Source organism: Enterobacter sp. E20 (assembly GCF_000801755.2).
GTDB lineage: Bacteria > Pseudomonadota > Gammaproteobacteria > Enterobacterales > Enterobacteriaceae > Enterobacter > Enterobacter asburiae_B.
Genome location: NZ_CP012999.1, coordinates 3,581,803 through 3,604,519, shown reverse-complemented (window position 1 = coordinate 3,604,519; position 22,717 = coordinate 3,581,803). Strand labels below are relative to the sequence as shown.

The 22,717-nt window shown below is 56.9% G+C and carries 22 protein-coding genes; 18 read left to right on the top strand and 4 right to left on the bottom strand.

The window, feature by feature from the left end; translation table 11 throughout:
• Positions 1–8 precede the first annotated feature (8 nt).
• The gene (gene trmN / locus NI40_RS16730) at positions 9–746 is read left to right on the top strand and encodes a tRNA(1)(Val) (adenine(37)-N(6))-methyltransferase TrmN (RefSeq protein WP_023308853.1); all 738 of its coding nucleotides are present in this window, start codon (positions 9–11) and stop codon (positions 744–746) included.
• Here trmN and nadB read toward each other — a convergent pair.
• A complete protein-coding gene (gene nadB, locus NI40_RS16725) occupies positions 731–2,350 on the bottom strand; it encodes an L-aspartate oxidase (RefSeq protein ID WP_039263762.1) in 1,620 nt (539 codons plus the stop codon). The genes trmN and nadB overlap by 16 nt on opposite strands.
• Positions 2,351–2,690: 340 nt before the next feature.
• Between nadB and rseD the strand changes: the two genes are divergently transcribed.
• From rseD to acpS, 12 genes are all read left to right on the top strand, one after another.
• A complete protein-coding gene (rseD, locus tag NI40_RS24520) occupies positions 2,691–2,777 on the top strand; it encodes a rpoE leader peptide RseD (protein ID WP_223862639.1) in 87 nt (28 codons plus the stop codon).
• The gene (gene rpoE, locus NI40_RS16720) at positions 2,774–3,349 is read left to right on the top strand and encodes an RNA polymerase sigma factor RpoE (protein WP_006176728.1); all 576 of its coding nucleotides are present in this window, start codon (positions 2,774–2,776) and stop codon (positions 3,347–3,349) included. Before rseD ends, rpoE begins: the two co-directional genes overlap by 4 nt.
• A 31-nt stretch (positions 3,350–3,380) precedes the next feature.
• Positions 3,381–4,031 carry an anti-sigma-E factor RseA gene (gene rseA, locus NI40_RS16715; protein WP_008502186.1) on the top strand — a complete coding sequence of 217 codons (651 nt, stop codon included), beginning with the start codon at positions 3,381–3,383 and terminating at the stop codon, positions 4,029–4,031.
• Positions 4,031–4,984 (top strand): sigma-E factor regulatory protein RseB, encoded by a 954-nt coding sequence (gene rseB / locus NI40_RS16710; RefSeq protein WP_033146239.1) that lies wholly within the window; start codon positions 4,031–4,033, stop codon positions 4,982–4,984. The genes rseA and rseB overlap by 1 nt, the downstream gene beginning before the upstream one ends.
• Positions 4,981–5,457, top strand: coding sequence for a SoxR-reducing system protein RseC (rseC, locus tag NI40_RS16705; RefSeq protein ID WP_023308850.1), 477 nt, complete (start codon positions 4,981–4,983; stop codon positions 5,455–5,457). Before rseB ends, rseC begins: the two co-directional genes overlap by 4 nt.
• A 185-nt stretch (positions 5,458–5,642) precedes the next feature.
• Entirely contained in the window at positions 5,643–7,442 is a 1,800-nt protein-coding gene (gene lepA, locus NI40_RS16700) for a translation elongation factor 4 (RefSeq protein WP_032659499.1), read from the top strand.
• A 15-nt stretch (positions 7,443–7,457) separates the two neighbouring features.
• A complete protein-coding gene (lepB, locus tag NI40_RS16695) occupies positions 7,458–8,432 on the top strand; it encodes a signal peptidase I (protein WP_023308848.1) in 975 nt (324 codons plus the stop codon).
• A 222-nt stretch (positions 8,433–8,654) separates the two neighbouring features.
• Positions 8,655–9,335 (top strand): ribonuclease III, encoded by a 681-nt coding sequence (rnc, locus tag NI40_RS16690; protein WP_003860711.1) that lies wholly within the window; start codon positions 8,655–8,657, stop codon positions 9,333–9,335.
• A complete protein-coding gene (era, locus tag NI40_RS16685) occupies positions 9,332–10,237 on the top strand; it encodes a GTPase Era (protein ID WP_006176722.1) in 906 nt (301 codons plus the stop codon). Before rnc ends, era begins: the two co-directional genes overlap by 4 nt.
• Positions 10,238–10,254: 17 nt before the next feature.
• A complete protein-coding gene (recO, locus tag NI40_RS16680; protein ID WP_039263761.1) occupies positions 10,255–10,962 on the top strand; it encodes a DNA repair protein RecO in 708 nt (235 codons plus the stop codon).
• 75 nt (positions 10,963–11,037) lie between these two features.
• Positions 11,038–11,769 carry a pyridoxine 5'-phosphate synthase gene (gene pdxJ / locus NI40_RS16675; protein WP_039263760.1) on the top strand — a complete coding sequence of 244 codons (732 nt, stop codon included), beginning with the start codon at positions 11,038–11,040 and terminating at the stop codon, positions 11,767–11,769.
• On the top strand, positions 11,769–12,149 hold the full coding sequence (gene acpS, locus NI40_RS16670; protein WP_023294331.1) for a holo-ACP synthase: 381 nt from the start codon (positions 11,769–11,771) through the stop codon (positions 12,147–12,149). The genes pdxJ and acpS overlap by 1 nt, the downstream gene beginning before the upstream one ends.
• Here the strand turns inward: acpS and NI40_RS16665 are convergent.
• Complete coding sequence (locus tag NI40_RS16665; RefSeq protein ID WP_008502177.1) at positions 12,146–12,406, bottom strand: YfhL family 4Fe-4S dicluster ferredoxin; 261 nt, start codon at positions 12,404–12,406, stop codon at positions 12,146–12,148. The two genes, acpS and NI40_RS16665, sit on opposite strands and share 4 nt — an antisense overlap.
• A 46-nt stretch (positions 12,407–12,452) precedes the next feature.
• Complete coding sequence (locus NI40_RS16660; protein ID WP_023333056.1) at positions 12,453–13,301, bottom strand: MurR/RpiR family transcriptional regulator; 849 nt, start codon at positions 13,299–13,301, stop codon at positions 12,453–12,455.
• A 117-nt stretch (positions 13,302–13,418) separates the two neighbouring features.
• On the opposite strand from NI40_RS16660, the gene murQ reads away from it, so the two are divergent.
• From murQ to tadA, 4 genes are read left to right on the top strand one after another with little or no spacing between them, the layout of a single operon-like run.
• A complete protein-coding gene (gene murQ, locus NI40_RS16655) occupies positions 13,419–14,312 on the top strand; it encodes an N-acetylmuramic acid 6-phosphate etherase (protein ID WP_039263759.1) in 894 nt (297 codons plus the stop codon).
• An 11-nt stretch (positions 14,313–14,323) separates the two neighbouring features.
• Complete coding sequence (locus tag NI40_RS16650; protein WP_039263758.1) at positions 14,324–15,685, top strand: PTS transporter subunit EIIC; 1,362 nt, start codon at positions 14,324–14,326, stop codon at positions 15,683–15,685.
• Positions 15,686–15,688: 3 nt separating this feature from the next.
• Complete coding sequence (gene yfhb, locus NI40_RS16645; RefSeq protein WP_039263757.1) at positions 15,689–16,324, top strand: phosphatidylglycerophosphatase C; 636 nt, start codon at positions 15,689–15,691, stop codon at positions 16,322–16,324.
• Positions 16,325–16,348: 24 nt separating this feature from the next.
• Positions 16,349–16,888, top strand: a complete 540-nt coding sequence (tadA, locus tag NI40_RS23170; RefSeq protein ID WP_039263756.1) for a tRNA adenosine(34) deaminase TadA — start codon at positions 16,349–16,351, stop codon at positions 16,886–16,888.
• On the opposite strand, the gene mltF is transcribed toward tadA, so the two are convergent.
• Positions 16,776–18,326, bottom strand: coding sequence for a membrane-bound lytic murein transglycosylase MltF (gene mltF, locus NI40_RS16635; RefSeq protein ID WP_039263755.1), 1,551 nt, complete (start codon positions 18,324–18,326; stop codon positions 16,776–16,778). The two genes, tadA and mltF, sit on opposite strands and share 113 nt — an antisense overlap.
• Positions 18,327–18,593: 267 nt before the next feature.
• On the opposite strand from mltF, the gene purL reads away from it, so the two are divergent.
• Positions 18,594–22,481 carry a phosphoribosylformylglycinamidine synthase gene (gene purL, locus NI40_RS16630; protein ID WP_039263754.1) on the top strand — a complete coding sequence of 1,296 codons (3,888 nt, stop codon included), beginning with the start codon at positions 18,594–18,596 and terminating at the stop codon, positions 22,479–22,481.
• Positions 22,482–22,717: the final 236 nt, after the last annotated feature.

The window sequence follows — 22,717 nt, the reverse complement described above, 5'->3', positions numbered from 1 at the left end:
GCCCTGACATGTCTCAACTCAAAGCGCAGCTGCGCCGCGATGGTTTTACGTTTAAACAATTTTTTGTCGCGCACGATCGCTGTGCCATGAAGGTCGGTACAGACGGTATTTTACTGGGAGCGTGGGCGCCTGTCGCAGGTGTTAAGCGTATTCTTGATATCGGTACCGGCAGCGGGCTGGTGGCGCTGATGCTGGCGCAGCGTACGGAAGAACATGTCATCATTGATGCCGTCGAACTGGACGCGCAGGCCGCAGAGCAGGCGAGTGACAATATGGCCGAATCCCCCTGGGCAGCCCGAATGAAGGTGGAATGCGCAGACGTGCTCGCCTGGGCGCCTGAACAAACCGCGCGTTACGATCTGATTGTCAGCAACCCTCCCTACTATGAACCTGGCGTTGAGTGCGGGACACCCGAGCGTGAACAGGCGCGTTATACCGGCTCCCTCGATCATAAAGCGCTGCTCACCAGTGCGGCAGAACTCATCTCTGAAGAGGGTTTTTTCTGTGTGGTCCTGCCAGAGAGTACCGGCAACACGTTCATCGGTATCGCGCAGGAGATCGGCTGGACGTTACGTCTGCGTACCGATATTTCGGATACGGAAGGACGACTGCCGCACCGCGTGCTGCTGGCGCTCTCGCCAAAAGAGGGTGAATGCTTTAATGACCGGATGGTGATCCGTGGGCCAGACCAGCGTTATTCCGAAGATTACACGGCTCTGACCCAGGCATTTTATCTGTTTATGTAAACCTGCGGGGCGAGTATCGACGGGCCGGATTCAGCAAGCTGAGCCGGGTAGTCCAGGGTATAGTGCAGCCCACGGCTCTCTTTACGCATCATCGCGCAGCGAACAATCAGCTCGGCAACCTGCACCAGATTACGCAGCTCCAGCAGATTATTGGATACGCGGAAATTAGCATAATACTCATCAATTTCCTGCTGCAGCATGGTGATGCGGCGCAAGGCGCGTTCCAGGCGTTTCGTGGTGCGCACAATCCCTACGTAGTCCCACATAAACAGCCGTAGCTCATGCCAGTTGTGCTGGATCACAACCAGCTCGTCCGGATTATCCACGCGGCTTTCATCCCAGGCTGGCAGGTGCTCTGTCTCGCGGGCGTAAGGCATGCGCTTCGTGATGTCTTCCGCCGCCGACCAGCCGTACACCAGACACTCAAGCAGCGAGTTAGAGGCCATACGGTTCGCGCCGTGAAGTCCGGTATAGCTGACCTCACCGATAGCATACAGACCGTCTACGTCAGTACGTCCATGATCGTCAACCATTACGCCACCGCAGGTATAGTGGGCCGCTGGCACGATGGGCACCGGGTCGCGTGTTAAATCAATGCCAAGATTGAGCAGCTTTTCATAAATCATCGGGAAATGCTGGCGAATGAACTCTGCTGGCTTATGGCTGATATCGAGATACATGCAGTCTACGCCAAGGCGCTTCATTTCATGATCGATGGCGCGGGCAACGATGTCACGTGGGGCCAGTTCACCCCGGGCGTCAAAGTCGGGCATAAAGCGGGAGCCATCAGGGCGTTTCAGATACGCGCCTTCACCGCGCAGGGCTTCCGTCAGCAGGAAGTTGCGCGCCTGGGGATGGAACAGGGCTGTTGGGTGAAACTGATTAAACTCGAGGTTCGCCACCCGGCAGCCAGCGCGCCAGGCCATAGCGATTCCGTCTCCGGAGGCAATGTCAGGGTTCGTGGTGTACTGATACACCTTGGAGGCACCGCCCGTAGCCAGCACCACTGCCTTCGCCCGGCAGGTCTCCACCTTCTCTTTATTTCGGTTCCAGACCCAGGCGCCCACCACGCGACGCGTGCCGGGCAGGCCAATCTTGTCAGAGATAATCAGGTCAACGGCATTGCTTCGCTCGAGAACCCGAATATTAGGATGGTTCAGCGCTTTACTGACCAGCGTGGTTTCCACTTCTTTTCCGGTGGCATCCGCTGCGTGCAGGATGCGGCGGTGGCTATGGCCGCCTTCGCGAGTCAGGTGGTAGCTCTCTTCACCGTTGGGTTGAACCTGAGTATCGAACAAGACGCCCTGGTCGATGAGCCACTGAACGCAGTGACGGGCATTGCTGGCGACAAACTCTGCGGCGTGTGCATCCACGATCCCGGCCCCGGCAATGAGCGTATCTTCGACGTGAGACGCAATGCTGTCTGTCTCATCAAACACGGCGGCAATGCCGCCCTGGGCATAAAACGTGGAACCTTCACTTATCGGTCCTTTACTCAGAACGATAACGTTTTGATGCTCGGCCAGGCGCAGCGCCAGAGAGAGACCGGCAGCGCCGCTGCCGATGATCAGTACATCACAATGGAGTTCAGGTGTTGTGTTCATGATTGTTGTTTAATTTACTAAACAGTGTTGGGTCAGAATAGCACCTGAATGCGATATATCGCACGTATTTTTTTAGAGGCTGTCGCAATGGCTAAACGCGTAAGCGGAGGTAAACGGAGGGTAAATGAGTGAAATTATTTTGCGAAGCAGATCGTTAGCGTCAGATTTTGTGGTGAAATAAAGCCTGTGTTGCGTTACTCTTCTGGCGGGAAAAAGATGTTTCTTGTCATAAAGTGGTGCGTATCGTGAACAGACTTATAATGAGAGAAAATAAACGGTCTGCGGCGCGATGAACAAAAACAAAGGCGTTACGGAACTTATTGAAGATCAGACACTCTAAATGGTGCTTGCTCAAAGTGCGGTATTTTTAGAGTGGCGTTTCGATAACGCGTGGAATTTAGGTTTGGGGAGACATTACCTCGGATGAGCGAGCAGTTAACGGACCAGGTCCTGGTTGAACGGGTCCAGAAGGGAGATCAGAAAGCCTTTAACCTACTGGTGGTCCGCTACCAGCATAAGGTGGCGAGCCTGGTTTCCCGCTATGTACCGTCAGGCGATGTGCCTGATGTGGTGCAAGAGTCTTTTATTAAGGCCTATCGCGCGCTGGATTCTTTCCGGGGAGATAGTGCTTTTTATACCTGGCTGTACCGTATTGCGGTCAATACGGCAAAGAATTATCTGGTCGCTCAGGGCCGTCGTCCGCCTTCAAGTGATGTGGACGCAATCGACGCCGAAAACTTCGAAAGTGGCGGCGCATTGAAAGAAATTTCGAACCCTGAGAACTTAATGTTGTCAGAAGAACTGAGACAAATCGTTTTTCGCACGATCGAGTCGCTCCCGGAAGATTTACGTATGGCAATTACGTTACGGGAGCTGGATGGTCTGAGCTATGAAGAGATAGCCGCTATCATGGATTGTCCGGTCGGCACGGTACGTTCACGAATTTTCCGTGCGCGAGAAGCTATTGATAATAAAGTTCAACCGCTTATCAGGCGTTGACGATAGCGGGATACTGGAAAAGGTATTAGGCATGCAGAAAGAAAAACTTTCCGCTTTAATGGATGGTGAAACGGTGGATAGCGAGCTGCTCAACGAGCTGTCTCATTCACCCGAAATGCAAGAGACCTGGGAGAGTTACCATCTCATCCGTGACACCCTTCGCGGTGACACCGGCGAGGTTCTCCATTTCGATATCTCAGCCCGCGTCATGGCGGCGATCGAGAATGAGCCTGTTCATCAGACCACTCCGCTGATTCCTGAAGCTCAACCCGCGCCTCACCAGTGGCAGAAAATGCCGTTCTGGCAAAAGGTGCGTCCGTGGGCCAGCCAGCTTACCCAAATGGGTGTGGCTGCATGCGTATCGCTTGCAGTTATTGTTGGCGTCCAGCACTATAATACTCAGTCTGAAACTAATCAGCAGCCAGAAGCGCCAGTGTTTAACACACTGCCGATGATGGGCAAAGCCAGCCCGGTAAGCCTGGGCGTACCGGCTGATGCATCCGCCAGCGGCGGTCAGCAACAGCAGGTTCAGGAGCAGCGCCGTCGCATTAATGCGATGTTGCAGGATTACGAGTTGCAGCGTCGTCTGCACTCCGAACAGCTTCAGTTTGAGCAGGCGCAGACACAGCAAGCTGCTGTGCAGGTGCCCGGAAACCAAACTTTAGGAACGCAATCGCAGTAATGAAGCAACTTTGGTTCGCCATGTCTCTGATGGCGGGTAGCCTGTTCTTCTCTGCCAACGCCTCGGCTGATGTTTCATCCGGGGCGTTGTTGCAGCAAATGAATCTGGCCAGCCAGTCACTCAATTATGAGTTGGCATTTATCAGCATCAATAAGCAGGGCGTCGAGTCGTTACGCTATCGTCATGCCCGTCTTGATAAGCAGCCGCTCGCCCAGCTTTTACAGATGGATGGCCCGCGTCGGGAAGTGGTCCAGCGTGGTAATGAAATCAGCTATTTCGAGCCAGGCCTGGAGCCTTTCACGCTGAATGGCGACTATATCGTTGATTCCCTGCCGTCACTCATTTACACCGACTTCAAACGGCTTGCCCCTTACTACGATTTTATTTCGGTAGGGCGTACCCGCATCGCGGACAGACTGTGCGAGGTAATTCGCGTTGTTGCCCGGGACGGAACGCGCTACAGCTATATCGTCTGGATTGATGCCGAAACCAAACTCCCCATGCGTGTTGACCTGCTCGACCGTGACGGTGAAACGCTGGAACAGTTCCGGGTTATCTCCTTCAGCGTGAACAATCAGGTTGGCAACAGCATGCAGAATCTGGCTAAGGCCAGCCTGCCACCGCTGCTTTCTGTTCCTGCCGGGGATTCCGTTAATTTCAACTGGGTACCTGCCTGGATCCCGCAAGGGTTTAGCGAAGTGTCCAGCAGCCGTCGTCAGCTGCCAACGATTGAAACGCCGGTAGAATCGCGCCTCTATTCGGATGGTTTGTTCAGCTTCTCGGTGAATATTAATCGCGCAACGGCAAACAGCGCTGAACAAATGCTGCGTACCGGGCGCCGTACGGTGAGTACAACGGTACGCGATAACGCAGAGATCACCATTGTGGGAGAACTCCCTCCGCAGACGGCGAAGCGCATCTCCGACAGCATTAAATTCAGGGCTGCACAATGATCAAAGAGTGGGCGACGGTTGTCTCCTGGCAAAACGGCATTGCGCTGGTGAGCTGCGATGTTAAAGCCTCATGTAATAGCTGCGCATCCCGCGCCGGCTGCGGCAGCCGCGTGTTGAATAAGCTTGGGCCACAAACATCGCACACGATTTCTGTGCCAAGTGAGCAGCCGCTGATGGCGGGGCAGAAGGTGGAACTGGGCATCGCGGAAGGCAGCCTGCTCAGCTCCGCTATGCTGGTGTATCTCTCTCCGCTGGTCGGCCTGTTTATCATGGGCGGCCTGTTTCAGATGCTGTTTGGTACCGATGTGGCCGCTATGTGCGGTGCCGCATTGGGTGGCGTGGGGGGATTCTGGCTTGCCAAAGGTCTCTCTCCGACGCTCGCCGCGCGCGAGGAGTGGCAGCCTGTCATTCTCAGCGTTGGGCTGGCACCAGACCAGCTTCGTGTTGAAACGCTCTCTTCTGAGGCCCGGTGATCCATCGGGCTTTATCATTTTTTACACCCTAAAACAGAAAACGGCCTTTCTTCACGCTATACCTGCTTCTAAGTGCATTTCCAGGTAGCGAGGATGTAGTGTAGAATGCTGCGTTTTCGCACTGAAAAACGTCAGGCTAAGAACAGCGGCCTCCAGGAATTCGTAAGGCATAATTATTTAACTATATGAAGAACATACGTAACTTTTCGATCATTGCTCACATTGACCACGGTAAGTCGACGCTGTCTGACCGTATTATCCAGATTTGCGGTGGCCTGTCTGATCGTGAAATGGAAGCCCAGGTTCTGGACTCCATGGACCTGGAACGCGAACGCGGTATCACCATCAAAGCGCAGAGCGTTACGCTTGATTACAAAGCGGCTGATGGTGAAACCTATCAACTGAACTTTATCGATACCCCAGGCCACGTTGACTTCTCCTATGAGGTTTCACGCTCGCTCGCGGCCTGTGAAGGCGCGCTGCTGGTGGTGGATGCCGGGCAGGGCGTTGAAGCCCAGACCCTGGCAAACTGCTACACCGCGATGGAAATGGATCTCGAAGTTGTGCCGGTTCTGAACAAGATCGACCTGCCAGCCGCCGACCCTGAACGCGTAGCGGAAGAGATTGAAGATATTGTCGGCATTGACGCGACCGATGCCGTGCGCTGCTCCGCGAAAACCGGTGTGGGCGTGACCGACGTGCTGGAACGCCTGGTACGTGACATTCCGGCCCCGGAAGGCGATCCGGATGGCCCGCTGCAGGCGCTGATTATCGACTCCTGGTTCGATAACTACCTGGGCGTTGTCTCGTTGGTGCGCATTAAAAACGGCACCATGCGTAAAGGCGACAAAATTAAGGTAATGAGTACCGGACAGGTCTACAACGCAGACCGTCTGGGCATCTTTACGCCAAAACAGGTTGACCGTACCGAGCTGAGATGCGGCGAGGTAGGCTGGCTGGTCTGCGCCATTAAAGACATCCTCGGCGCGCCGGTGGGCGATACCCTGACCGGTGCACGTAACCCGGCAGATAAAGCGCTGCCAGGCTTTAAAAAGGTGAAACCGCAGGTTTACGCGGGTCTGTTCCCGGTCAGCTCTGACGACTACGAAAACTTCCGTGACGCGCTCGGTAAACTGAGCCTGAACGATGCTTCCCTGTTCTACGAGCCAGAAAGTTCAACGGCGCTGGGCTTCGGCTTCCGCTGTGGCTTCCTCGGTCTGCTGCACATGGAGATCATTCAGGAACGTCTGGAGCGTGAATACGATCTGGATCTGATCACCACGGCGCCGACCGTAGTCTATGAAGTTGAAACCACCTCGAAAGAAGTGATCTACGTCGATAGCCCGTCCAAGCTGCCGCCGCTGAACAACATTCAGGAGCTGCGTGAGCCTATCGCAGAGTGTCACATGCTGCTGCCGCAGGAATTCCTGGGGAACGTCATTACGCTGTGTATTGAGAAGCGTGGCGTGCAGACCAACATGGTTTACCACGGTAACCAGGTGGCACTGACCTATGAGATCCCGATGGCGGAAGTGGTACTCGACTTCTTCGACCGTCTGAAGTCGACCTCCCGTGGCTATGCGTCACTGGATTACAACTTCAAACGCTTCCAGGCCTCCAACATGGTTCGTGTGGACGTGCTGATTAACGGCGAGCGCGTGGATGCGCTGGCGCTGATCACCCACAACGACAATGCGCCGTACCGCGGCCGCGAGCTGGTTGAGAAGATGAAAGATCTGATCCCGCGTCAGCAGTTCGATATCGCGATTCAGGCGGCGATTGGCAACCACATTATCGCGCGTTCAACCGTGAAACAGCTGCGTAAAAACGTTCTGGCGAAGTGCTATGGCGGTGACGTCAGCCGTAAGAAAAAACTGCTGCAGAAGCAGAAAGAAGGTAAGAAGCGTATGAAGCAGGTCGGTAACGTCGAGCTGCCGCAGGAAGCATTCCTTGCCATCCTTCATGTTGGTAAAGACGGCAAATAACCCTAAGGAGTTGGCATGGCGAACATGTTTGCCCTGATCCTGGTCATTGCTACCCTGGTAACAGGTCTGCTGTGGTGTCTGGATAAGTTTATCTTCGCCCCAAAACGTCGTGAACGTCAGGCTGCCGCTCAGGCAGCCACTGGAGATGGGATTGACGCGAAAACCCTGAAGAAAGTCGGCCCGAAACCGGGCTGGCTGGAAACGGGCGCCTCGGTATTTCCGGTGCTGGCGATTGTGCTGGTGGTACGTTCGTTTATTTACGAGCCGTTCCAAATCCCATCAGGTTCAATGATGCCAACGCTGCTGATTGGTGATTTTATTCTGGTAGAGAAGTTTGCCTACGGCATTAAAGATCCTATCTACCAGAAAACGCTGATCGAAACCGGTCATCCGAAACGTGGCGACATCGTGGTGTTTAAATATCCGGAAGATCCGCGCCTGGACTACATCAAGCGCGCGGTAGGTCTGCCGGGTGATAAAGTTACTTACGATCCGGTTGCGAAAGAAGTCACCGTTCAGCCTGGCTGCAGCTCCGGTACCGCCTGTGAAAACGCGCTGCCAATCACTTACTCAAACGTTGAGCCAAGTGACTTTGTGCAGACCTTTGCCCGTCGTAACGGTGGCGAAGCGACCAGCGGGTTCTTCCAGGTACCGAAAGGTGAAACCAAGGAGGACGGCATCCGTCTGGTTGAGCGCAAAGAGACGCTGGGCGATGTGACGCACCGAATCCTCACCGTGCCAATCGCGCAGGATCAGCTGGGTATGTACTATCGCCAGCCTGGCCAGCAGCTGGCGAGCTGGATTGTACCGCCAGGACATTACTTCATGATGGGTGACAACCGCGATAACTCTGCGGACAGCCGTTACTGGGGCTTTGTGCCGGAAGCGAATCTGGTCGGCAAAGCCACAGCCATCTGGATGAGTTTTGAGAAGCAGGAAGGCGAATGGCCGACCGGTGTACGCCTGAATCGTATCGGCGGAATCCATTAATTCTCAATAAATGAACGCGTAGCCGCTTTAATTAGCGGCTACGTGAATTATTTCCACGATAAATCTCTTCGAACTAACGACATCCCCTGTCGTTGTGTATAGAATATTCCCCCGAAGTTTAAGGTTGGCCCTGCAAGGGTGCCACGGCACACGAAACCGCGTTGGTTTTCTCAGGTCGGTTTCGTGTGCTGCATTTTTGACGCATTCATTTATTGGTATCGCATGAACCCCATCGTAATTAATCGGCTTCAACGGAAGCTGGGCTACACTTTTCATCATCAGGAGTTGTTGCAACAGGCATTAACCCACCGCAGTGCCAGCAGCAAACATAATGAGCGTCTCGAGTTTTTAGGCGACTCTATTTTAAGTTTCGTGATTGCGAATGCGCTTTATCATCGTTTCCCGCGTGTGGACGAGGGTGATATGAGCCGCATGCGTGCCACGCTGGTTCGGGGTAATACCCTTGCGGAAATCGCTCGCGAATTTGAGCTGGGCGAATGTCTGCGTCTTGGACCGGGTGAACTGAAAAGCGGCGGCTTCCGTCGTGAATCTATTCTTGCCGATACGGTCGAAGCATTAATTGGTGGTGTGTTCCTGGACAGCGATATCCAGACCGTAGAAAAGCTGATCCTGAACTGGTATCAGACCCGTCTGGACGAAATTAGTCCGGGCGATAAACAAAAAGATCCGAAAACGCGTCTGCAGGAATATCTGCAGGGTCGTCATCTGCCGCTGCCGTCTTATCTGGTGGTGCAGGTGCGTGGCGAAGCGCACGATCAGGAATTTACCATCCATTGCCAGGTCAGTGGCCTGAGTGAACCGGTGGTGGGCACAGGTTCAAGCCGTCGTAAGGCTGAACAGGCTGCCGCCGAACAGGCGTTAAAAATGCTGGAGCTGGAATGAGCGAAGAGAAAACCTATTGCGGATTTATTGCCATCGTCGGACGTCCGAACGTTGGCAAATCCACCCTGCTGAATAACCTGCTTGGGCAGAAGATTTCAATCACCTCGCGTAAGGCGCAGACCACGCGTCACCGCATCGTCGGCATCCATACTGAAGGCGCGTATCAGGCGATCTACGTCGATACCCCCGGCCTGCACATGGAAGAGAAGCGTGCCATCAACCGCCTGATGAACAAGGCGGCGAGCAGCTCGATCGGCGACGTAGAGCTGGTGATTTTCGTTGTGGAAGGCACCCGCTGGACGCCGGACGACGAGATGGTGCTGAACAAGCTGCGTGACGGCAAAACGCCGGTCATCCTCGCGGTCAACAAAGTTGATAACGTGCAGGAAAAGGCCGACCTGCTGCCGCATCTGCAGTGGCTCGGTAGCCAGATGAACTTCCTCGACATCGTTCCGCTGTCTGCTGAGACCGGGCTGAACGTTGATACCATCGCGGGCATCGTGCGGAAGCATCTGCCGGAAGCGATTCATCACTTCCCGGAAGACTACATCACCGATCGCTCTCAGCGCTTTATGGCGTCTGAAATCATCCGTGAAAAGCTGATGCGTTTCCTGGGTGCTGAACTGCCTTACTCCGTAACGGTGGAGATCGAGCGTTTCCAGACCAACGAGCGCGGTGGCTACGATATCAACGGCCTGATCCTCGTAGAGCGCGAAGGGCAGAAGAAGATGGTTATCGGCAACAAAGGGGCCAAGATCAAAACCATCGGTATCGAAGCCCGTAAGGACATGATGGAGATGTTCGAAGCGCCGGTTCACCTCGAACTGTGGGTGAAAGTGAAATCTGGCTGGGCCGATGATGAGCGTGCTCTGCGCAGCCTCGGTTACGGCGAAGACCAGTAACTTAAGACGACGAGCATATGGATGGATGGCAGCGCGCCTTTGTCCTGCATAGTCGTCCCTGGAGCGAAACCAGCCTCATGCTGGACGTCTTCACGGAAGAGTCGGGCCGCGTGCGCCTTGTTGCGAAAGGCGCACGTTCCAAACGTTCTAACCTGAAAGGTGCCCTACAGCCTTTCACGCCGCTGCTGGTACGCTTCGGTGGGCGAGGGGAAGTGAAAACCCTGCGCAGTGCCGAAGCCGTCTCCCTGGCGCTTCCTCTTTCCGGCATCACGCTCTACAGCGGTCTGTATGTCAACGAACTCATCTCACGCGTTCTTGAACATGAGACCCGCTTCTCTGAACTTTTCTTCGATTATCTGCACTGTATCCAGTCGCTGGCTGGCGCAACCGGCACGCCCGAACCCGCATTGCGTCGTTTTGAACTGGCGCTGCTGGGCCACCTCGGATACGGCGTAGATTTTCTGCACTGCGCGGGCAGCGGTGATGAGATAGAAGACACCATGACCTACCGCTACCGCGAAGAAAAAGGCTTTATTGCCAGTATCGTGATAGACAACAGCACCTTTACCGGGCGCCAGCTCCGGGCGCTGTATGAGCGCGAGTTTCCCGATCTGGACACCCTGCGCGCAGCAAAACGCTTTACCCGGATTGCCCTCAAGCCGTATCTTGGCGGCAAGCCCTTAAAGAGCCGCGAATTATTCAGGCAATTTGTGCCGAAACGTTAACGTTTTACCCCTCACCCCAGCCCTCTCCCGGAGGGAGAGGGGGAAGAGAAATGAACCAAAATACCGAGGATTGTCATGGCTGAATTACTGTTAGGCGTCAACATCGACCACATCGCCACGCTGCGTAATGCGCGCGGTACGGCGTATCCCGATCCGGTTCAGGCGGCGTTTATCGCTGAACAGGCTGGCGCCGACGGCATTACCGTTCACCTGCGTGAAGACCGTCGCCACATTACTGACCGCGACGTGCGCATTCTGCGCCAGACGCTGGACACCCGTATGAATCTGGAGATGGCGGTCACCGAAGAGATGCTGGCGATTGCCTGCGAGACCCGGCCGCACTTCTGCTGCCTGGTGCCGGAAAAACGTCAGGAAGTAACCACCGAAGGCGGTCTGGACGTGGCCGGTCAGCTCGACAAAATGCGCGATGCCTGCAAGCGCCTGGCGGATGCCGGTATCCTGGTTTCTCTGTTTATCGACGCCGATTTCGCCCAGATTAAAGCGGCGGCCGAGGTGGGCGCACCGTATATCGAAATCCACACCGGCTGCTATGCCGATGCCAAAAACGATGCCGAACAGGCCAAAGAGCTGGAGCGTATTGCCAAAGCGGCCACGTACGCCTCAAGCCTGGGACTGAAGGTTAACGCCGGTCACGGCCTGACCTACCACAACGTGAAGGCCATTGCCGCCCTGCCGGAAATGCACGAGCTGAACATCGGCCACGCCATCATTGGCCGTGCGGTGATGAGCGGTCTGAAAGAGGCGGTCTCTGAGATGAAACGCCTGATGCAGGAAGCGCGTCAGTAATGGCCATTCTGGGCTTAGGCACCGATATCGTTGAAATAGCCCGCATTGAAGCGGTGATCGCCCGTAGCGGCGATCGCCTCGCAAGACGCGTGCTGAGCGATAACGAGTGGGCCATCTGGGAAGCGCATCAGCAGCCGGTGCGTTTTCTGGCAAAGCGCTTTGCGGTAAAAGAGGCGGCGGCCAAAGCCTTCGGGACCGGCATTCGTAACGGCCTGGCGTTTAATCAGTTCGAAGTGTTTAACGATGAGCTGGGCAAACCGAGCCTGCGTCTGTGGGGGGAAGCGCAAAAGCTGGCGGAAAAGCTGGGGGTGAATCATATGCACGTGACGATCGCGGATGAACGTCACTATGCCAGCGCGACGGTGATCATCGAAAGTTAAAGTTTGTCCGCGTGGTGCATCAGGACAAACTTATCCCATAGCTGCTCTTCGCTCTCGACGTGGGCCGGATCCTTCAGGATGGTATTCGGGATCGGGCACACCTTCTGGCAGGTCGGCGTTTCATAGTGGCCGATGCATTCCGTGCAGCGGTCGCTGTTAATCTCATAGATGCTGTCGCCCATCGAAATCGCCTGGTTCGGGCATTCGGGCTCGCACATATCGCAATTAATGCATTTTTTGGTAATTAACAGCGCCATCAGGAAATTCTCAGAAACAACACAAACCGGGCGGGCATTATACGCGTCAAACCAGTTTCTTTACCAGTTCTTCGCTGTGACGAATGCGCTCGGGCGCGCGCTCCAGATCCTGCTGCACCAGTGCCATAAACAGCAGGTCCGTCAGCATCATTTGCGCGCTGGTGGACGAGATAGCCGCGCTGCGTGTGGCCTGTTCCTCGGCAATGGTATATAAACAGCGCGTTGCCCGCTGCTGCAGGGCATTCGGCGTAAAACCGGTGATCGCCAGAATTTTACCGCCGACGCGCAGCGCTTCATCAGTTGCCATGTTGATTTCCCGGCGCTCGCCGGAGTAGGAGATGGCCAGCAGCAGATCGTCAGGATCCATTGCCTGTACGGTTGCCAGCAGGGCGTGCATATCCTGCTCGACGATGGCGTTAAGCCCAATTTTCGTCAGCTTCCAGCCAAAGTTACGCGCCACAAGTCCGGACGCGCCGATACCGGTCAGGATGATTCGCCGCGCGCCGCGCAGCATCGCCACGCTCTCCAGCAGCTTCTCTTCGGTGTTCACATCGAGCGTCGCGTGCATGGCCGCCACGTTCTCTTTGATCAGCTTTTCGCCAACCAGCCGCATCGGGTCATCGCCGCGGATCTGATTATGCACCGGCATGGACTGCGGGTTGGGGTTGCTCACCAGCGCTTCGCTGATCGCCAGCTTGAGGGCGGGGAACCCCTTAAAGCCAATCTTCTGGGCAAACTTCACCACGCTGGACTGGCTCACGCCGGCTTCACTCGCCAGCTGCTGCGAGCTGAGATGGCGCGCGCGATCGGGTTGAGAAAGCAGAAAATCCGCCAGCTTCTTGTCGCTTTGGGCAAAGCCTGCATAGCGCTGGCGAATGCGAATTAAACAGTTCATAGGGTCTCCTGGCGAAAATGTGATTATCTGCGCAAATACGAATTTTGCTCGCCTGAATGAATTTTATATTCCATTATAGTGTGATTATTATGAATTAAAAATTCTTGAGGTACAAAAATGAATCTTGGCTCACTTGTTTCTGAAACGCGTAACCCGCAAACCATGGATCTGGATGCGCTCTCCACCCTGGAGCTGGTTAACCGCTTTAATCAACAGGATACGCTGGTCGCGCAGGCTGTGAAAGGGACATTACCCGAGGTGGCGAAAGCTGTCGATGCGGCGGCGGAAGCCCTCAAGGCCGGCGGTCGCATTATCTACATGGGGGCGGGCACCAGCGGGCGTCTTGGGGTTCTGGATGCGTCAGAATGTCCGCCCACTTTTGGGGTGCCGCACGGTCTGGTCGTTGGGCTGATTGCCGGTGGACCCGGCGCGCTGCTGAAAGCCGTTGAGGGAGCGGAAGATAATAAACAGCTGGGCGAGGATGACCTGAAGGATCTGAATCTGACCGCGAAGGATCTGGTGGTCGGGCTGGCGGCATCCGGGCGCACCCCGTACGTCATTGGCGGGCTGGAATACGCCAACCGGACGGGCTGCACGACGGTCGCCATCTCCTGTAACCCTGGCTCCCCGATTGCGCAGGTGGCTGCTATTGCTATCTCTCCGGTTGTTGGGCCGGAAGCGCTCACCGGCTCCACGCGCCTGAAATCCGGGACCGCGCAAAAGCTGGTACTCAATATGATCTCCACCGGCGCGATGGTGAAGTTCGGCAAGGTGTATCAGAACCTGATGGTGGATATGCAGGCCACCAACGTCAAGCTGATGGACAGAGCCTGCCGCATGGTGATGGAGGCGACAGGCGCAGGCCGTGAAGAGGCAGAAGCGGTACTCAAGCAGACCGATCACGATGTTAAACCGGCCATTCTGATGATCCTGAGCGGGCTGGATGCGGCGGCCGCGAGAGCCAAACTCGATGCGCATAGCGGCTTCTTACGGGCGGCATTAGAAAACTAACAGAGGCGTCTATGGACAAAACAGCAGCGCTCGCCAGCGATATCCTGCAGGGAATCGGTGGGGAAAAAAATATTCAGCGTCTCGAAAACTGCATGACGCGCGTGCGCGTCGAGGTGCATAACGACGACCAGCTCGACGTGCCGCGCCTGAAGCAGCTGTCCGGCGTCAGCGGCTACGTGAAACAGGGGCAGCAGCATCAGCTGATCGTCGGGCCGGGGAAAGCGGCGCAGGTTGTTGATGCCATGCGCGCACTGATGGGCGTTAGCGCGAGCGCGTCGATTGACGATGCGGAACGCACCAGGGCGCAGGCGAAGGCCAAATACAAAGCCCCCATGAGCGATGCGCTGCGTCAGCTGGCAAACGTCTTTATTCCGCTGATCCCGGCGTTTATTGCCTCCGGCCTGATCACCGGGATCATCAATATCCTCAAGCGACCGGATATCGTGGGGGATTTCGCCACGCAGTATCCGAATCTGCTGGGGATCCTTGGGATCTTCGGCAGCGCTGTTTTCGCCATCATGAACATTCTGGTCGGGGTGAATACCGCGAAGGTGTTTGGCGGATCGCTGGCGATGGGCGGGGTAATGGCGGGCATCTTGTCCAGCCCGCAGCTGGCGCAGATAACGCTGTTTGGCGAGGCGCTCCAGCCCGGGCGCGGCGGGGTGATCGCCGTGCTCCTGGTGGTCATCCTGATGTGCTGGATCGAGAAAAGGCTGCGCGCGGTTCTGCCTGGCTCGATCGAGCTGATTCTCAACCCGCTGTTGACCACGCTGATTACCGGTAGCGTAGCGATTGTGGCCCTCCAGCCGCTAGGCGGATGGATCTCTGAAGCCATCGCTCACGGTGCGTCTCTGGCTATTGACCGCGGCGGCCTGCTGGTGGGAGCGGTGCTGTCAGGTACTTTCCTGCCGCTGGTGCTGACGGGGCTACATCAGGGGCTGGTGCCGATCCACGTCGAGCTGGTGCAGGCGCACGGCTATAACGCGCTGCTGCCTATCCTGTCGATGGCGGGCGTGGGGCAGGTCGGCGCGGCGATTGCCGTACTGATGAAAACCCGCAACGCACGGCTGAAAAAAATGATTAAAGGCGCGCTCCCGGTCGGACTGCTCGGCATTGGCGAGCCGCTGATTTTCGGCGTTACGCTGCCGCTGGGTAAACCTTTTCTCGCCGCCTGTCTGGGGGGCGCGGTAGGCGGGGCGCTGATCAGCTACTGGAAAGTCGCCACCGTGATCACCTTTGGTCTTTCCGGTTTACCGCTGGCATTAACCATCGTGACCGGAAAAGTGATGCTCTATCTGTTAGGCTATTTAGTAGCGGTGATCGCCGGGTTCCTGTTTACCTGGCTGTTAGGTTTCAACGACCCAGAGGAGTAAGGTTTGGCAAATCACGCGCGTCGCGTTGTCTTTTTCGACCTGGATGGAACGCTGCATCAGCAAGATATGTTTGGTACGTTTATGCGGTACCTGCTGCGGCGTCAGCCTTTGAATGCGCTGCTCGTGCTGCCGCTCTTACCGGTTATCGGGATCGCGCTGCTGGTGAAAGGCCGTGCGGCGCGGTGGCCGATGAGTTTGCTGCTGTGGGGATGTACCTTTGGGCACAGCGAAGCTCGGCTCAAGCAGCTCGAAAAGGATTTTGCGCACTGGTTTCGCGGCCACGTCGCCGCCTTTCCGGTGGTGCAGGCGCGCCTGACCAGCTACCTCGACGCGAATGATGCCGACATCTGGCTCATTACCGGCTCCCCGCAGACGCTGGTGGAGCAGGTCTACTTTGATACCCCCTGGCTTCCGCGCGTGAATCTTATCGCCACGCAAATTGCCCGCGGTTACGGCGGCTGGGTGCTGACCCTGCGCTGCCTGGGGCATGAAAAAGTGGTCCAGCTGGAGAAACGCATCGGTACGCCGCTGCGCCTGTACAGCGGCTACAGCGACAGCAAGCAGGACAACCCGCTGCTCTATTTTTGCCAGCACCGCTGGCGCGTCACGCCATCAGGCGAACTTCAGCAACTCGAATAGGCTTATCCATAATGGGCGTGTATAATGCCGCCCGCTTTTCGACTGGAGTATCAGCCTTTGTCCAACCCTGAACACAATCATGAATACTGGATGCGCCACGCGCTGACGCTGGCTCAACGCGCCTGGGACGAGGGCGAAGTGCCCGTGGGCGCGGTGCTGGTTCATAACAACCAGGTGATTGGCGAAGGGTGGAACCGTCCTATAGGCCGCCACGATCCTACTGCGCATGCCGAAATTATGGCGCTTCGCCAGGGTGGTCTGGTGCTGCAAAACTATCGCCTGCTTGATACCACGCTGTATGTGACGCTGGAGCCGTGCGTGATGTGCTCCGGCGCGATGGTGCACAGCCGGATCGGGACTCTGGTCTTTGGCGCGCGGGATGAAAAAACCGGTGCGGCCGGTTCGCTGATGGACGTGCTGGGTCACCCGGGTATGAACCACCAGGTGAAGACTATCGGTGGGGTGCTTGCACCAGAGTGTTCGGGGCTATTAAGCGATTTCTTTCGAATGCGCCGTCAGCAGAAAAAGCAGCAAAAGGCAGAACTGAAGCTGTTGGGCGATTAAGCTCGTCCGGCGCCACGACCGGGTAACTTTGAGCCAGCTGTTTGGCCTCCGTCGCCTCTTTCTCTTTCTCCAGCAGATACCCGACCAGGCTAATCTGATATTTACGGATATTTTCCACGTAGGCGTAGGCTTCATGTCCCCGCGCGTAGCCGTATGTCAGCTTGTTATACCATGGCTTCTGGCTCAGCAGCGGCAGGCGCTGCTTAACGTCTGACCAGCTGTCCGGGTTACCTTTCGTTTTTGCCGTCAACGCTCGCGCATCAAGCATATGCGCGTAGCCCATATTGTAGGCCGCCAGCGCAAACCAGATCCGCTCTTCTTCCGGCACCGTTTCCGGTACTTTGGCCATCATATCCTGCAGGTAGCGCGCGCCGCCGCTGATGCTCTGTTCGGCGTCGGTACGGTCATTGACGCCCAGGCTCAGCGCGGTATTTTTGGTTAACATCATCAAACCGCGTACGCCCGTGGGCGACGTGGCCTGGGTATCCCAGTGGGATTCCTGATACGAAATAGCCGCCAGCAGTTTCCAGTCAATCTCCTGGGCGTATTTTTCGAACAGCGGCTGCAGGTCCGGCAGGACGCTGTCTACCGCGCGCAGGAAGCTGCGGGTGTCAACGTAGTCAAAGTCATCGCCGTGCCCGAGGTACTTCTCCTCCAGACGCGCCAGGGTACCGTCTTCATTGATGGTGTTGAAGAAATCAAGCATCGCGGCAGAGAAGGTCTGGTCGTCATCAAGCTGGCTAAACCAGGTCACGGGCTGCTCGTCGGTGACGTCCAGCGCCACGGCGATTTCAGGATGCACCCGCTGGAACAGGCTGATCGCGACCGAATCGGCGATGGTGTACGGCACCTTCTGATCTTTTACCTGCTCCAGCAGCTCCGTCGTGCCGAGTTTTGGATCCACCGTCCAGCTCAGGTCGGGATATTTCTTCTCCTTGAGCTCCCGCAGATCGTCAATCACCACGTGGCCGGGCGCAATCGTCAGCTGCCGATCGTTAATCGTGGACAGCGAGCGCGGGCGCAGGCTCCCGACGCGGTAAACCAGCTGCTGCGAAACGGAGTAGTAGGTCGGGCCTGGCTGGTAGTTCTTGCTGCGCTCGCTGTTATACACCAGCCCGGCGGCGAGCATATCGGCATCGTCGTTATCGAGGTCGTCAAACAGCTGGTTGATATTCTGGCGGACGGTGATTTTAAGCTTCACGCCAAGATAATCGGCGAACTGTTGTGCCAGTTCATAATCCAGGCCAATGATTTTGCCGTTGACGTCGCTGTAAATCAGCGGCGAGTTGAGGGTACTGACGCGCAATTCCCCCCGCTCCTGAATGGCGGCGATACGGTTTTCGGCTTTGCCGAACCAGGGGATGGAAGGCCAGAGGGCCACTGCCAGCAGCAACGTTACAATGCCGATGAGCAGATAATTAATCTTTAATTTTTTCAATTAGTTAATTCTCTGCGACGCCGGTTGCCTCAGTCTGCTGTAGCCATGTTAATCATAAGGTTTGCCATTGAATGAGCGGCATTTTGCGTAAACTTGCGCCACTTGGCAACCAATTAGAGAGACAGGTCACATCTATTGTTAAATCTCTGTGCAAATTTTATTTCGACGCAAACGGTTTCGTCGGCGCTCAGGATTCTCTATAATGACGCCCGTTTTCCCCCCTTGCGCACACTGTAAGCGCCCCGGCGCTTCGAAGACGAGAGACTTATGATGGAAATTCTGCGTGGTTCGCCTGCACTGTCTGCCTTCCGTATCACTAAACTGCTGGCACGTTTTCAGGCGGCCGACCTTCCGGTAAGCAATATTTACGCTGAGTATGTCCATTTTGCTGACCTGAATGCCCCCCTGAATGCAGAGGAGCGCGTACAGCTGGAACGCCTGCTCAAGTATGGTCCAAGCCTGAACAGCCATACGCCAACCGGCAAACTGATCCTTGCTACGCCTCGTCCGGGCACCATCTCCCCCTGGTCTTCCAAAGCCACCGATATCGCCCACAACTGTGGCCTGAACCAGATTAACCGTCTGGAACGCGGCGTGGCGTACTACGTGGAAGCCTCTACCCTTAGCGACGCGCAGTGGCAGGCGGTTGCGGCTGAACTGCACGATCGCATGATGGAGAGCGTATTTGCCTCTCTCGATGACGCGCAGAAGCTTTTCTCTCACCATCAGCCTGCGCCGGTACAGAGCGTAGACCTGCTGGGGCAGGGCCGTCAGGCGCTGATTGACGCCAACCTGCGTCTCGGCCTGGCGCTGGCAGAAGACGAAATCGACTACCTGCAGGATGCGTTTGTTAAGCTCAACCGTAACCCGAACGACATCGAACTTTACATGTTCGCGCAGGCTAACTCTGAGCACTGCCGCCACAAGATTTTCAACGCCGACTGGATTATTGACGGCGAACAGCAGCCGAAGTCGCTGTTCAAAATGATCAAAAACACCATGGAGCAAACCCCTGACCACGTGCTGTCTGCCTATAAAGACAACGCCGCGGTAATGGAAGGTTCCGAGGTGGGCCGCTTCTTCGCCGATCGCGAAGCAGGGCGCTATGACTTCCATCAGGAGCCCGCGCATATCCTGATGAAAGTGGAAACCCACAACCACCCGACGGCGATCTCCCCGTGGCCGGGCGCGGCGACCGGCTCCGGCGGCGAAATCCGTGACGAAGGTGCGACCGGTCGTGGCGCTAAACCTAAAGCGGGTCTGGTCGGTTTCTCCGTCTCTAACCTGCGTATCCCGGGCTTTGAACAGCCGTGGGAAGAAGATTTCGGCAAGCCAGAGCGCATCGTGACCGCCCTGGATATCATGACCGAAGGCCCGCTGGGCGGCGCGGCGTTTAACAACGAATTTGGTCGTCCGGCGCTTAACGGTTACTTCCGCACCTATGAAGAGAAAGTGGACAGCCACAACGGCGAAGAGCTGCGCGGCTACCACAAACCCATCATGCTGGCGGGCGGGATCGGCAACATCCGTGCCGATCACGTGCAGAAAGGCGAGATCGTCGTCGGCGCGAAGCTGATCGTACTGGGCGGCCCGGCGATGAACATCGGTCTGGGCGGCGGCGCGGCCTCTTCGATGGCCTCCGGCCAGTCTGATGCGGATCTCGATTTCGCCTCCGTGCAGCGCGACAACCCTGAGATGGAGCGCCGCTGCCAGGAAGTGATCGACCGCTGCTGGCAGCTGGGCGACGCCAACCCGATCCTCTTCATCCACGACGTGGGCGCGGGCGGCCTGTCCAACGCCATGCCGGAGCTGGTGAGCGACGGTGGCCGCGGCGGGCGCTTCAACCTGCGCGACATCCTGAGCGATGAGCCGGGCATGAGCCCGCTGGAAATCTGGTGTAACGAATCCCAGGAGCGCTACGTGCTGGCGGTTGCTGCCGACCAGCTGCCGCTGTTTGACGAGCTGTGCCGCCGCGAGCGCGCGCCGTATGCCGTCATCGGTGAAGCGACCGAAGAGCAGCACCTTTCCTTAAGCGACACCCACTTTGACAACCAGCCAATCGATCTGCCGCTCGACGTGCTGCTCGGTAAAACGCCGAAGATGACCCGCGACGTAACCACCCGTAAAGCGGCGGGCAAAGCGCTGGATCGCCAGGGCATCACCGTGGCAGAAGCGGTAAACCGCGTGCTGCACCTGCCTGCTGTGGCAGAGAAAACCTTCCTGGTGACCATCGGCGACCGCACCGTGACCGGTATGGTATCGCGCGATCAGATGGTCGGCCCGTGGCAGATCCCGGTCGCGAACTGCGCCGTGACCACCGCGAGCCTCGACAGCTACTACGGCGAAGCGATGGCTCTCGGCGAACGCACCCCGGTGGCGCTGCTGGACTTCGCGGCTTCTGCCCGTCTGGCGGTCGGTGAAGCGCTGACCAACATCGCCGCGACGCAGATTGGCGATATCAAACGTATCAAGCTCTCCGCCAACTGGATGGCCGCTGCCGGCCACCCTGGCGAAGATGCTGGCCTGTATGAAGCCGTGAAAGCGGTGGGCGAGGAGCTGTGTCCTGCCCTCGGCCTGACCATTCCGGTGGGCAAAGACTCCATGTCGATGAAAACCCGCTGGCAGGAAGGCAACGAGCAGCGCGAGATGACCTCTCCGCTGTCGCTGGTGATCACCGCGTTTGCCCGCGTGGAAGACGTGCGTCACACCGTTACGCCGCAGCTTGCGACAGAAGACAATGCCCTGCTGCTGATTGACCTGGGCAAAGGCCACAACGCGCTGGGTGCTACCGCGCTGGCGCAGGTTTACCGCCAGCTCGGCGATAAGCCAGCCGACGTGCGTGACGTGGCGCAGCTGAAAGGCTTCTACGACGCGATTCAGGCGCTGGTGGCGCAGCGTAAGCTGCTGGCCTACCACGACCGTTCCGACGGTGGCCTGCTGGTGACCCTGGCAGAGATGGCCTTCACCGGCCACTGCGGCGTGGAAGCGAACATTGCGACGCTGGGCGAAGACCGTCTGGCGGCGCTGTTCAACGAAGAGCTGGGCGCCGTGATTCAGGTGCGTGCGGCAGATCGCGACGCGGTTGAAGCGATTCTGGCGAAGCATGGTCTGGCATACTGCGTGCACTATCTGGGCAAAGCCGTTCAGGGCGACCGCTTCGTCATTGAAGCAGACGGTCACGCCGTGTTCAGCGAAAGCCGCACCACGCTGCGCATGTGGTGGGCAGAAACCACCTGGCAGATGCAGCGCCTGCGTGACAACCCGGAATGTGCCGATCAGGAGCATAACGCGAAAGCGAATGACCAGGATCCAGGCCTGAACGTGAAGCTCTCCTTCGACATCAACGAAGACATCGCCGCGCCGTACATAGCGACGGGTGCGCGTCCAAAAGTGGCCGTGCTGCGCGAGCAGGGCGTCAACTCCCACGTTGAGATGGCGGCCGCCTTCCACCGCGCGGGCTTTGACGCTATCGACGTCCACATGAGCGACCTGCTGGCCGGGCGTACCGGTCTGGAAGATTTCCAGGCGCTGGTGGCGTGCGGCGGCTTCTCCTACGGCGACGTGCTGGGCGCGGGCGAAGGCTGGGCGAAGTCCATCCTGTTCAACAGCCGCGTGCGCGACGAGTTCGAAACCTTCTTCCACCGTCCGCAGACCCTGGCGCTGGGCGTGTGTAACGGCTGCCAGATGATGTCTAACCTGCGCGAGCTGATCCCGGGCAGCGAAGCCTGGCCGCGCTTTGTGCGCAACCAGTCTGACCGCTTCGAGGCGCGCTTCAGCCTGGTGGAAGTGACCCAAAGCCCGTCTCTGCTGCTGCAGGGGATGGTCGGTTCACAGATGCCAATCGCCGTTTCCCACGGCGAAGGTCAGGTAGAAGTGCGCGACGCTGCGCATCTGGCTCAGCTGGAGAGCAAAGGCCTGGTAGCGCTGCGCTTTGTCGATAACTTCGGCAAGGTGACGGAAACCTATCCGGCTAACCCGAACGGCTCCGCCAACGGTATTACGGCAGTGACCAGCGAAAGCGGTCGCGCGACCATCATGATGCCGCACCCGGAACGCGTGTTCCGTACCGTGAGCAACTCCTGGCACCCGGAAAACTGGGGCGAGGACAGCCCGTGGATGCGTATCTTCCGCAACGCGCGTAAGCAGCTGGGTTAAGTTTTAGGCAGTACCTGTAGGCCCGGTAAGCGCGAGCTTGACCGGGCTTTTTTATTTGTGTCGCAATTACGCGACAGACCCGCAATATGACTGTCTCCAAATGGAGACACTTAACTCTTTGATTTATATATGTCAGGTAAGGTTCCCCTTAAGGTGTTGCTGAATAGCGACACTTAGCCTGAAAATCATTCAACCGATAATTAACGTGATAAACGAGTAAAATTCATATATTTCAG